The sequence below is a fragment of the Croceitalea vernalis genome (genome assembly GCF_031846405.1).
Lineage (GTDB): Bacteria > Bacteroidota > Bacteroidia > Flavobacteriales > Flavobacteriaceae > Croceitalea > Croceitalea vernalis.
Map to the genome: position 1 here is coordinate 150,860 of NZ_JAVRHU010000001.1, position 12,820 is coordinate 163,679.

8 protein-coding genes are annotated in these 12,820 nt (G+C 33.6%); 5 read left to right on the plus strand and 3 right to left on the minus strand.

Going from position 1 to position 12,820, the window contains the following annotated elements; translation table 11 throughout:
• Positions 1-5: 5 nt before the first annotated feature.
• Genes RM520_RS00600 through RM520_RS00610 form a run of 3 tightly spaced genes read left to right on the plus strand, consistent with a single transcriptional unit; the run spans position 6 to position 3,155 of the window.
• Positions 6-1,337, plus strand: a complete 1,332-nt coding sequence (locus RM520_RS00600; RefSeq protein ID WP_311386619.1) for a vanadium-dependent haloperoxidase — start codon at positions 6-8, stop codon at positions 1,335-1,337.
• A gap of 59 nt (positions 1,338-1,396) precedes the next feature.
• Positions 1,397-2,302: a GyrI-like domain-containing protein gene (locus RM520_RS00605; protein WP_311386620.1), complete on the plus strand. Its 906-nt coding sequence runs from the start codon at positions 1,397-1,399 to the stop codon at positions 2,300-2,302.
• The gene (locus RM520_RS00610; protein WP_311386621.1) at positions 2,295-3,155 is read left to right on the plus strand and encodes an NHL repeat-containing protein; all 861 of its coding nucleotides are present in this window, start codon (positions 2,295-2,297) and stop codon (positions 3,153-3,155) included. The genes RM520_RS00605 and RM520_RS00610 overlap by 8 nt, the downstream gene beginning before the upstream one ends.
• Positions 3,156-3,178: 23 nt before the next feature.
• On the opposite strand, the gene RM520_RS00615 is transcribed toward RM520_RS00610, so the two are convergent.
• On the minus strand, positions 3,179-6,916 hold the full coding sequence (locus RM520_RS00615; RefSeq protein WP_311386622.1) for a metallophosphoesterase: 3,738 nt from the start codon (positions 6,914-6,916) through the stop codon (positions 3,179-3,181).
• 54 nt (positions 6,917-6,970) lie between these two features.
• Between RM520_RS00615 and RM520_RS00620 the strand changes: the two genes are divergently transcribed.
• Positions 6,971-8,164: a Pycsar system effector family protein gene (locus RM520_RS00620; protein WP_311383763.1), complete on the plus strand. Its 1,194-nt coding sequence runs from the start codon at positions 6,971-6,973 to the stop codon at positions 8,162-8,164.
• Positions 8,165-8,166: 2 nt separating this feature from the next.
• Here the strand turns inward: RM520_RS00620 and RM520_RS00625 are convergent, their stop codons facing one another.
• On the minus strand, positions 8,167-10,539 hold the full coding sequence (locus RM520_RS00625) for a GAF domain-containing protein (RefSeq protein ID WP_311383764.1): 2,373 nt from the start codon (positions 10,537-10,539) through the stop codon (positions 8,167-8,169).
• Between the two features lie 115 nt (positions 10,540-10,654).
• Here RM520_RS00625 and RM520_RS00630 point away from each other — a divergent pair, with 115 nt between their 5' ends.
• A complete protein-coding gene (locus RM520_RS00630; RefSeq protein WP_311383765.1) occupies positions 10,655-11,551 on the plus strand; it encodes a metallophosphoesterase in 897 nt (298 codons plus the stop codon).
• Between the two features lie 4 nt (positions 11,552-11,555).
• Here RM520_RS00630 and RM520_RS00635 read toward each other — a convergent pair whose 3' ends face one another.
• The gene (locus tag RM520_RS00635; protein WP_311386623.1) at positions 11,556-12,818 is read right to left on the minus strand and encodes an aminotransferase class V-fold PLP-dependent enzyme; all 1,263 of its coding nucleotides are present in this window, start codon (positions 12,816-12,818) and stop codon (positions 11,556-11,558) included.
• Positions 12,819-12,820 lie beyond the last annotated feature (2 nt).

The window sequence follows — 12,820 nt, forward strand, 5'->3', positions numbered from 1 at the left end:
AGGTTATGAAAGAAAGATTATTTTTTATTCTGCTCACAATAGTGACGTTATCAGCATGTCAAAAAAATTCAACCCCAATTGTGATAACACCAGAAGATTATCATAATTCTGTGAACAAGGTTACTCAGGTAATGATTCATGATATTTTTTCTCCTCCAGTAGCCAGTAGAATATATGCTTACCCGAATATTGCTGCCTATGAGATACTAGCTAAAAAAGAAAATACTTATCAGTCTCTTGCAAATCAATTAACAGATTTTAAATCTATTCCTGAACCAATAGATACTTTAAATTTAAATTATGATTTAGCAGCCTTGATTGTGCATATGCACTTAAGCAAGCAGTTGATTTTTTCTGAAGAACGTATTGAGGTATTTAGAGACAGCCTTTATTCCGTTTGGCAAAATCAGAATGAACTAGAATTTATTACTTCAAAAGATTATGGTCTTAAAGTTGCTGAACATATATCAGAATGGATGGATAAAGACAATTACAAACAGACTCGTACCATGCCTAAATTTTCGGTGAATTCTGATGACCCCTCTAGATGGCAGCCGACTCCCCCAGCATATATGAGCGGTATTGAACCACATTGGAATAAAATTCGTCCATTCGTTATTGATTCAGCTAGTCAATTTAAACCGACTCCTCCTCCGTCATTTTCGATGGATGTTGATTCTGATTTTTATAAAGAGTTAAAAGAGGTATATGATATTAGTAATGAAATTACATCTAAGGGTGACACATCTGAAGAAGTTGCTATAGCCCAGTTTTGGGACTGTAATCCTTATGTTTCAGTAACAAGAGGTCATTTAATGTTTGCGACTAAAAAAATCACTCCAGGTGCGCATTGGATTGGTATTACAAAAATTGCATCGCTAAAAACCAATTCTAATTTAATTCAAACTGTTTATGCTTACACCAAAACATCTATTGCCATAGCTGACGCGTTTATTAGTTGTTGGGACGAGAAGTATAGAAGTAACTTGATTAGACCAGAAACTCTTATTAATGAACACATAGATGATAGTTGGGAACCTGTACTACAAACCCCTCCATTTCCTGAATATACTAGCGGTCACAGTGTAGTTTCTGGTGCGGCAGCCACCGCATTAACAAGTATTTTTGGTGATGATTTTGCATTCGATGATGATACTGAAGTGGCTTTTGGACTTCCAGTGCGATCATTTACATCTTTTAAAGCAGCCGCTGACGAAGCAGCCATTAGTCGTATGTATGGTGGTATTCATTATAGGGCTGCTGTAGAAATAGGCGTTAAACAAGGTAGAAATCTTGGAGAATTTATTGTTAATAGTCTTCAAATGAAAGACGATTAATAACAATGTCCAATTGAAATTAAAAATATTAAATCAACTGTTTGTGAAATTTTATTAAAATGAAAAAAGCACTAATAGGATTCTCGCTAATCATTATTTCAGGATTAATCTGGTACCTTTTTATCAAATCATACGATTACACAATAAGGTTTACAACCGATACTAATGCTGGTACAATAAATCAAAGTTTAAAACTTTGGGACCAAACTTTGGATACAATTGAGTCAATTAAGCAAAATGAATCTCTGTATCGTCTAACACAGAAAGTACGTTTTGTAGATTCTATACATCGTTACCAATGGAAAATAAATCCACTTACTGATTCTACCTCAAGAGTAGTAGTTAACATCAAAGATGTACAACATAGTCTTATTAATAAGGTTAAGGTTCCATTTTCTGATACCAATTTTGAAAAACGTTCAAGGAAAACCGTATTTGATTTTATGGAGAACTTGAAGGATCATATTGGTAAGTTTAAGATTAGCATTATTGGAGAAGCTGAAATGCCTTCGAAATATGTTGCTTATATACCTATAAAAGCTACTCAATTTCAAAAAGCAGGAGGTATGATGAAAAATGACTCGTACATTAGTCAGACTTTGCTTAATACAAATGCTGAATTCGATGGGCCTCCGATGATTGAAATAACAAAATGGAATAGAAAAAATGACAGTCTTGAATACAATTTTTGTTACCCAGTAATTCGTTCCGACCAATTGCCAATGGGTACTGAAATTCAATACAAAAGAATCTTTGGAAAGAAAGCCTTAAAGGCTATCTATAATGGAAACTATATTACATCTGACAGGGCTTGGTATGCCTTAATCAATTATGCCAATACTAATGGTATTGAAATAGAACCAAAACCTATTGAAATATTCTTTAGTAATCCTCACTCCGGTTTAGGCGAATTAAATTGGAAAGCGGAAATATACCTGCCAATAAAGGAAGATTTAAATGAATAAACTTGTTATTCTTAGCTGTCTTGTCATTTTACAAGCTTGTGCTCAAAAACCTTGGTATGGAGATTTAAACCATCTTGGTAAATTCCCAAATAGCTTGAGTGAAGTCTCTGGCATTGTTACTTATACAGATAATTTAGCTTGGGTAATAGAGGATAACGGGAATAAAGATTTTATCTATGGTATAAATCTTAAAGCTGGATTAGTTAAAAAATTAAAAGTTAAAAATGCAGAAAACAATGATTGGGAAGATTTGACAACGGACAAAGAAGGTAATTTATATATAGGTGATTTTGGCAATAACAATAATGAACGAAAAAATCTGACCATTTATAAATTACCCAATCCTGAACTTGAAAAAGGTGATAAAATACCATCAAAAAAAATAACTTTCAGTTACCCAGAACAGAAAAATTTTCCACCAAAAAAAAGAAGTATGTTGTTTGATTCAGAGGCCTTTTTTCATTGGGATAATCATTTATACATTTTTACAAAAGACCGATCAAGACCTTATTTAGGTAAGACTTTTGTTTATCGTATACCTGATAAAGAAGGTGACTACAAAGCAACTTTGGTAGGTACTCTTAATTTATGTGAAAACCAGGATCATTGCTCTGTTACTGGTGCCGATATTTCAGATGATGGCAAAACTGTAGTACTAATTGGATATGGTTATTTATATTTAATAAAGAACTTTCAAGTAAATATGATTTCAGAATCTCAATTTGAGACTATTTATCTTAAACATGAAACACAAATTGAATCAGTTTGCTTTTTAAATAATTCCACATTACTAATAGCCGATGAGCAATCAAAAACTAAAGGACGCAACTTGTACAATTACGTACTTAAATAAATCGTAACCTTTGGATTTTTTAATTAAAAACCGAAGCCTACCCCAAAAGCAAATCGAATTCCATCAGTACTATTAAATACCCCAATATTGGCTGAAATTAAGTCAGAACCATTGACAAAAAATCCACCGCCATATGAATTATGCCATGTATTTGAATCTTCACCTGGTAACCATACTCTGCCATAATCAAAACCACCATAAATTCCTGGAGTAACTGGCAATAACCCGGTATTTCTTTTTCTAAAACTCAAGCGTAAATCTGTATTTTGAAAATAAGATGTCTTGCCTGTAAAACGTTGAAAACGAAATCCTCTTAACCCATCATTTGCCCCTATATTAGCAGCTTGGTAAAATTCATAGTCGTCTCCAATATTAAATTGTCCTTTAAACTTTGTGGCAAGGACTAAACTTCCATTCGGAACCAGTTTGTAGGCAAATGAAAGACTCGGAATGAAAAAACCATATGCTCGACCAGATTCAGTCAAATTAGTTTTATATCCTCCTTGTAATGATATTTCCATACCCATGGTAGGAAATGCTTCATTATCAGCATTGGCATAAGAGTATTCAGCATCCAGTCCAAAAAAATCTTGTTGAGCTTCACGACCTAAACCAGTGTAGAAATCTTCAATAAATCGGTCTTCAGTTTCTTCAACATCATAATTCTCATAAGAAACTCCAAATCTCACCTTAGAGCCTAAATCTCCACGCCAAACTAATGACGGAGCAAATTTGATTGTTCTTATTTTTACACGGTTAAAATCAAGCTCTAAAGGATTTTCTTCATCTAAATTCTCGGTATCGTTACCAAAGCCGAAAAAATTAACTGAAAAATTAGGGCTTGTAAAATTTGCAGCAATTTCAAGGTTAACCCCTTCAAAAATATTGGCAAATTCTCCGCTATACCCTAAATCAAAACCATTTGTAGCAAAATAATAAGCTGCATTAATAGTATGTTGTTGGGTAAAAGGGTTTTGTCTAAAACCATTAAAGGTATACGTATTTGTTAACCCGAGCCTAAAACCATCATCTGGGTTAGCACCAATAGAAGGTAGTATTTGATTATTACTTGCTTTAATTTTCAAAAACTGATACGTATTCGTATCATAATCATTGATTTTATGGATTTTGCCTCCAAATGCTTCATCATAGGTATTCTTTTTAGTTTTAAAATCATAAGTATGTACTCCCCTGGCATTTTCATGAATCTTATAAAAATCATTGTTCTGGCCACCCACTAGGCGAATTTTTATTTTACCATCGGTTTGACCCACATCAAAAACATCATCATCATCCAAAGCATATATCCAAATCTCCTTCGTGCTTTCAGGTTGGTAAACTTTATCAAAAAACAAATCAGTCTTTATTCCATTTTTAATCCGAAACCCCTTTACTGCAACTTTTCCTTTTCCAATTGAACTAACTGTAAAATAATCATCCTTATCTGTACCTGTGACCACACTGTATTTATTGATGATGCCAAAATATTCTTTTGCTGTGCTCAATAGGGCAGACTTTCTGGCTAAAAGCGTTTTCTTAATGCTTAAAACGGTTTCATCCCTTACTTCTTCCGGAAATTCATTTAACGCAATATCTATGACTTCTTCAGTAATATTGTTCTGAATAAATTTAGCTTGCTCCTCCCAGTCTTTAATTGTAGTTTCAGGTAATAAGGCCATATCTAAAGCAAATGTTCGCGGTGATGCATTAAAACCTTCAACACTGCGTATCTCCTCATTAAAGCCCTCAAAAATTCTAAGAGAAGGTACCGTTTTTGAGGCAAAACCCATTATTGATCCGTCTCCCCATATAGAATATGATTGATCCCTATCTCTTGGAATTGGTTTAAAAATAGTATTTCCATTATCATCTTTAAATCCTGCCCAACGCCATTGATCTACGTGCCTGTCCCAATCACCAATTAACATATCGAATAATCGTGCTTTTACATATTCTTTTGTATCCACGCGATACTCCTCATCTTTTCTTAGTTTGTTAATAAGATCGTAAGTACTTTCAATCTTCTTGGTTTTTCCAAAACTTTCAAGATCATTATGTCCTTCCGACACATGTTCTTCAATCATATATAGACCATCACCAAACTCACCATTATATCCACCAAGAGCATTTTGTTTTGGTATATAATATAATTTTGGATTAGTATGATAAATACCTACCGCATCTGAAAGTGCTCCCACGGTGAAAGGTGCGTACGGATGGGCTCCTGTATAGAAATCCATAAGAAATTTCTCCGTGAACGAATCCTCAAAATCTCCTATAACGTACTGATTTTGAAAAGCAATCGCTTGTAAATAACGTTCTGCGCTCTTGCGCAAAGCCCTCATCACAAATTGCCTGCCATCTGCGTGTTGAAGTCTTAGCGAATTTGATTGATTACCACCCCCTTTTCTGACTACAGTTAAACCACCCATCAACGTATCCAAATTAACAGTTGAGGCTTTTATTTTAGTAGCGTAATACTCTCTATATCTGTCACCCCAAAGCCATTTATAAAAGCCACCTTTATCCACCTCATCATCAGAATATAAGGAAGCCTCCATTTCAGATGGAAAATTATTGGAATATTGCGTAACAGATTTCTTCTTATTTGGTTTTAATATGTTAGTGCTGAATAACAATTCTTCATTTTCATCTTCGACTCCAAAAAATTTAACACTAGATGAACCATTATCAAAGATTTTTAGAATTGCATAACCCATCTGCCCTGTAGAAAACTGGCTACCGTTAAGTAATTGAGTAGCTCCTTTTTTCGCACCGGAACCGCTTACAATCTGAGGTGTATTTTCTTCAACAATGTATTGTAACGAATGTTCATGACCTGAAGCGAAAATTACCTTTTCAGAGTATTGCGCCAAAGTTACCAATCTGTTTTTCAATTGATTATACTTTTTGTTGGATTGGTCTTCAATGGTCGCGCCTGAGGTTCTTCTTAAAACATTAATTAATGACCCTATAAAAGGTAATGGAACTCCACCACTTGGAAAGATATGCTGTTTAAAAGAAAACTGACCGCCATGGGGACCATAGGTGAACATCGGGTGATGTAAGGCAATAATCGTAGTTTTATCCCTGTTTTTTTTGATTAAGCTCTCTATTTCTTCAAAAAATCTTCCTCGGTCTTTTATTTCGCAATCATCGTTTATTGTAGGATGTTTATCCCAATTTACAAGGTACCATTCTGTATCCAGAGCAATTACTACAATGTTATCACTGATTTCTATTTTCTCGATGGGGCATCCATTTTTAGGCAAAAAGACCTTTTTGCTATCGAGAGCATTTTGAATATACTTGCGTTCTCTTTCCAGTCCCTTTAAACCATTACTATACCAATCATGGTTGCCCGGGATAAAAACCGTTCTACCTTGAAAATCAGTAACTGTATTTATTTGAGCATCTATATGATTTTTTGCGTTCTCATAACCTAGTGCATCATCCTTTTTACTAGGAAAACCTTTGGGATAAATATTGTCACCTAAAAAAATAGCAGTACTATTTTTTGAAGCTTTTCCCAATTTATTTTTTATAGTTTTCAATACTGGGTTTAAATCACCCTTTGGAGATTTTCCAGCATCTCCAATAAGATAAAATGTGTGCGATATATTTTTTCCAGAACTTGATTGTTGTTTAATAGCTTTATCAGAATATTTGGTTTTATAGGTAGCACATCCACTGATAAAAATGCATATAATTAAAAGGAAAAGATAGCTTTTAACTAATCGTAAATAGGTAAATGAGTTCATAGTGTTGACGCTTCAATCCAAAATTTCGTATTTTGGATTATTCAATATACAACTATGTCGGAGATTGTTCAAAAAGCTGAATATTTTGTTACCCATCTTTTGGAAAATCAGCTTAATAAAAATTATTTATATCATAATTTAAAGCATACCCAACGGGTTGTAAAAAGCACTAAAGAACTATTAGCTTTTCATAAATTACCAGAACTCGAAAATGAACTTTTACTTATAGCCGCCTGGTTTCATGATACAGGTTACACCAAAGGAGCCGACGACCATGAAGCTAAAAGTTGCATAATTGCATCAGATTTTTTGAAGGAAGAAAATTATAGTGAAGAGGGTATTTCTGAAATTAACAAGATTATTCTAGCTACTAAAAGACACCATGAACCCATTGGCCTTCATGAAGAAATCATCCGAGATGCCGATGCCTCTCATTTTGCCCAAAAAAGCTATTGGGAAACAACTGATTATTTAAAAGAGGAGCTTGAACTTTTGGGAATTAAAAAATATTCTCAAAAAGAATGGCGAGATGCGAATATCAAAATGTTTAGAACTGAGCACAAGTATTATACAGAATATGCTCAGGAAAATTGGGAAGAAGCAAAGCAGAAAAACCTAAAGCAACTTATAAAAGATAAAAAAACAGAAAAGGAAATTGCTAAAAAAGAATCTTTAAAAGCAAAATATAAAAGTGAAAGTCCAGATAGAGGAATACAAACCTTATTTAGAGTTACCCTAAAAAATCATCTTACACTTAGTGATATAGCAGATACAAAGGCAAATATTTTACTTTCAGTAAATGCTATTATAATTTCTGTCGCATTATCTAATCTTATTCCTAAACTTGATAATCCATCCAATTCATATTTAATTTACCCGACTTTAATATTTATAGTTTTCAGTGTTATATCTATGATTTTAGCGGTATTGGCAACTAGACCAAATGTAACAAGTGGGAAATTCACAAAAGAAGATGTAGTACAAAAGAAAGTAAATCTATTATTCTTTGGCAACTTTCATAAAATGAGCCTGCCAGAGTATGAATGGGCAATTCAAGAATTAGTGAAAGACAATAAATTTATCTATTCTTCACTTACCAAAGATCTATATTTTTTAGGCCTAGTTCTTAATAGAAAGTATAAAATCTTAAGAATTACTTATACTATTTTTATTATTGGGATAGTAGTTTCTGTATTAGCTTTTGGTATATCATTTCATTTTGAAGAAATGTCAAAGCTTAACAGATAAACTTAAACCTTCAATTCCTCCATTAAATCATTATAAGTATACGTTTTTTCAGAGCTATCATCTTTCTTATAAAGAACTTCCGCACGAATTGCTTTGAGACCTGTAACTCCTTGTAAACCTTCTAATTCTACAATTTCAATATTATTTGTAAAATAGCCTTTAGACTTTAAAAACTTGACATAACGCAAGTATTCTTTTTCATCCTTTTTTTGAGAATATACAATTGCTAATTTCCCTTTTTGAGTTAAGCGTTCATTTGTGCCTTTAATGTATGACTTATCTATTCGCTTTTTAATAACTTCATAACGAGCATTATAAGTGCCATCAACATCAAACTTCTTTTCATCCATTCTAAAACGTATGGCTAGTGGAGTGCTATATACCAGCAATAAAGAAGCAACATCCAGAGGAACAGGCAGTTGATGTTTAAGGGCATAATGGGTATTCTCCATTTCAACCATCACCTGCAATTGCCACAAGCGTAAGTTATTCAAATAAAGGGCATCAAAACTTCTGTCATTGGCAATGGAACTGCCGATATACATATTATGTTCAATACCATCGGTCTTATATCGCTCAAAATAATGGGGAAACATTTCTTGGGCTGCTTGTTGTTTTTTATCAAGCTGAGCAGCTAATTTCATGTTAATCTCCATCACACTATCATCATAATTACGTCTATGATCATAATAGGATTCAGTTGTCTCATCTATCTGGGCCTCATAGTGCTCCACCATTTTTTCAATACTCTTATCTTCACGTTTTAGGTGATGAAAAACCGGGTTAATTTCTTCTTGAACGAAGTCAAAAATTGCTTGTTCACTATTAGTGAAAAGAGTTTCTTTAATCTCTTCTAAATGATTGCTAACTCTAAACATGAGCTCTTCGTAAATCGGTAGTTTAAATTTAGTTTTAGCAGCTTCTAAAACCGTATTTATCTCCGATAATTGAATCATTAAATCTCTTTGTATAGCTATATTACGTTGCTTGGAAGAATCTTTGATATCAATTTGTCCGTATAAGGGATAAACCTCCTTAAAAACAATTTCATTAAAAGAAGGTTCTTGCCCTGAAAGTTCTTGAGTCATAAAAAGCTTTGCCTCTTCTTGAAATTTCCAATATACCGATGAATGCACTGTTGTACATTCATGTTGAATAATAGCATCAATTAAATTTTGTTCTTCTTCAATTGATCGCAGTACCGCGGAAACAATAAAAGGCATTACGTCAATCAATTTATTTGCATTTATACTATTCAATTCGTTGACATTAGTTGATACTAATTCAAGAACCCCTAATAGGTTGCCATCATCGGCGATTGGAGCTAGAATTGCACTTTTAAAACCTTGTTCATGAAGATTTTTATAAGGTTGTCCGCCTTCTGACTTAATAAAATATTTTTCAACATTAGATATGGCTATATAGTTGCTTTCATCCAATAATTTTTGATACGAATAGTCACAAAGCATACTATCACAAGATTCCATTTCTTTACCTTTCAGAATAAAGCTCTCTATGCCTTTACCATGTATTTTTAAAAACCTATCGGTGTGAGGGTCGTAACCGGCAAAACCAACTGAGATATTTTTTAAATTAAAAAGGGAACGAAAGGTATCTTGAAAACTATCCATGAAATTTTCACTGCCCCTCTTATTGCTACCAATTAGGGTAGATTTAATTTCAGAAATGGAGTGTTCTGCAGTTACATCAAACATATTTGAAATCACAAAACCTTTAGAGATAAAACTCCCCGGAGGAATTTTTTCTTTCCATAAATCAAGATTGTCGAAATTTTCTAAAAGTTCATCTAAATCATCTTGAACTAAATCCTTGGCTTTCTCCGTAGGAGAAATTTCCATAAAATCTGCATTATACAAAATTCTATAATGACGAGTGACACCATTGGCATCTGGGATATCGTAAAACAATGGCCTTTTAAAATCCATCTTAAAACCATAGTAAAAACTCAAAATCACTGTACACTGCATAATATATTGCAAATCGTCAGGTAAGTTTCTTATTTCAAGCTCAAAATCTTTGCCAGCATCATTAAGAATTTTTTCAAATCTGCTAGACGAATTAAATATCAAGTTGGCGAAAGGAATAGAAGCTGCTTTGATTTCATTATTAGTCAAAACAGGTGAAAAAGTATCTGCAAGAATGGTTCGAATTACTTCTCTTCTGGTTTCCAGAATTGTCAAATCGTCAAATCCATCTCTTAATTCAGGATATGAAGCGGCTGCGTCTAAAACAAAACGAGCTCGAGAACTAAGATATTCGTCTTTGCTCTTAACCTGCTCATCATAATGTTGTAAGAGCTTATTAAAACTAACTAATTGAATTAGTGGTGTTTCACCATTGTAATTATATCCCATATCGGTATTGGTCGTAGTTACAATGGTAAAGTTACAAAAAGATGAAATAGAGAATTGTTAAGAGATTCTTTATGGTTTTGATGGCTTTTTTTGGATATTTATTAAAATTTAATGGATGTCATCTTTTACACGTCTTGACCGTGCTTATCAAAGCGCCAAAATCATCCCTTTTGATGATAGTTCAAAGTTCATATTATTTAGTGACTGTCATAGAGGTGATAACAGTTTTGCTGATGATTTCGCCAATAATCGAAACATCTATTTTCATGCTTTAAACCATTATTTTAGAGAAGGGTTTGATTATTGTGAATTAGGTGATGGAGATGAATTGTGGGAAAACCTAAATTTTGAATATATTTTTGAAGCTCATAAAAATGTCTTTCAACTCTTAAGAAAGTTTCATATTCAAAGTAGGTTACATATGGTTTGGGGCAATCATGATATGGTGTACCGCGACCAAAGCTATGTTGACAAACATCTTTCAAGCTATTTTGAACCTATTGATGGCGAGGATAAAGAATTGTTTGAAGGGCTAGCCTATCATGAAGCTTTGGTACTAAAACATAAAGAAACTGAACAAGAGCTTTTTTTAACTCATGGCCATCAAGCAGATTGGTGGAATTATAATTTCTGGCGTATAGGGCGTTTCTTAGTCCGAATTTTATGGAAACCGCTACAAGTGGTTGGCATTGCTGACCCTACTAGTCCCGCGAAAAACTATAAAGAACTGATTCGAATTGAAAGACGAATTAAAAGATGGATTTTAAAAAATAACCTGAGAATTACGGTTGCTGGTCATACCCATAGGCCTCGTTTTCCTGAACCTGGACAAATTCCTTTTTTTAATGATGGTAGTTGTGTTCACCCAAGAAGTATTACCGGAATTGAAATTGAAAACGGTCATATTTCACTTATAAAATGGCATATTGAAACTAAGATTGATGGGACCCTACAAATTGTTAGAGTGTTATTAGAAGGACCTGAAAAATTGGTAGAATATATTTCCAAATAAGTTATTAAGTTCTGCGAGCCAAAGTTTTCATGGCATCAACAAACTTATCTAATTCCTCAGTAGTTGTATAGATATTTGGTGTGATACGACAGCCTTTTACATTAGCGTAATCAATACCAACGGTCCAAATTTGAAATTCATTCAAAAGTGCTTTTGCTAAATCCAAAGGATTCATATTAGTCAGACCAACATTGGCAATTCCGCAACTTCTATTTTCATCATTTGGTGTATTTACGATTACATTTTCAACTGTTCTTAAACTATCACTCCAGTAACGCTGAATAAACCGTAGTCGACTCTCTTTTCTTTCTAATCCAATCATTTCTAGATAACTGATTGAATCATTAATTGTCAAGTCAGTATGAACTGGATGGGTACCCGTATGATTTAATCGTCTAATTTTTGTAGGGTCTTTTTCATGTTCCGCAAGCAAAGGCCAAATTTTTGGAATATGCTTTTTTGCTACATACAACATTCCTGCACCGAGTGGAACACTTAACCACTTATGTAAGCTTGAACCGTAATAGTCACAATTTAACTGATCAATATTAACATCAATATGACCAATACAATGCGCACCATCAACGAGTACTTCAACGTCATACTTATGGGCCATATCGCATATTTTCCTAATTGGTAGAATCTGACCTGTAATATTAACCATATGGCAAACCATTATAAGTTTTGTTTGCTCAGTAATTTCTGATTCATATAAGGCAACTAACTCCTCATCTGATTTTGGGTGATTCGGGATAGAAACTTCCTTACAAATGATACCGTATCGGTCTCTCATTTGATGAAAATGAATTCGCATGGCACCATAGTCTTGTAAAGCAAATATTACCTCATCATTTTTTTTCCAAGGGAAGCCTCCAATAATTAAATCTAGTGACTCCGTGGTGTTTCGAGTAATGACCAATTCCTCCGCCGAACAACCTACTAAACCTGATAGCCTAGAAGCCACCTTATTCTTATTGTCCCATTGTTCAGTTCTCATATAATAAGAAGCCTCATAATTCACCTTCTTAATATGCTCAATATACTTGTTCAATATAGGTTTTGGAACAAAATTGTAATACCCATTTTCTAAATTGATATAATCGGGCTTTAAGTCGTAATCTTTGCGTATCCGTTTCCAAAATTCTTCATCATCATTCAAAGGGTAAGAACTGCATTCGTCAGAAGTATTTGAATATCCGGACAATGGCATTAAAGTTGTTCCTAAAGCTACATTACCCAACGTTTTAAAGAATCTTCTTTTGTCCATAA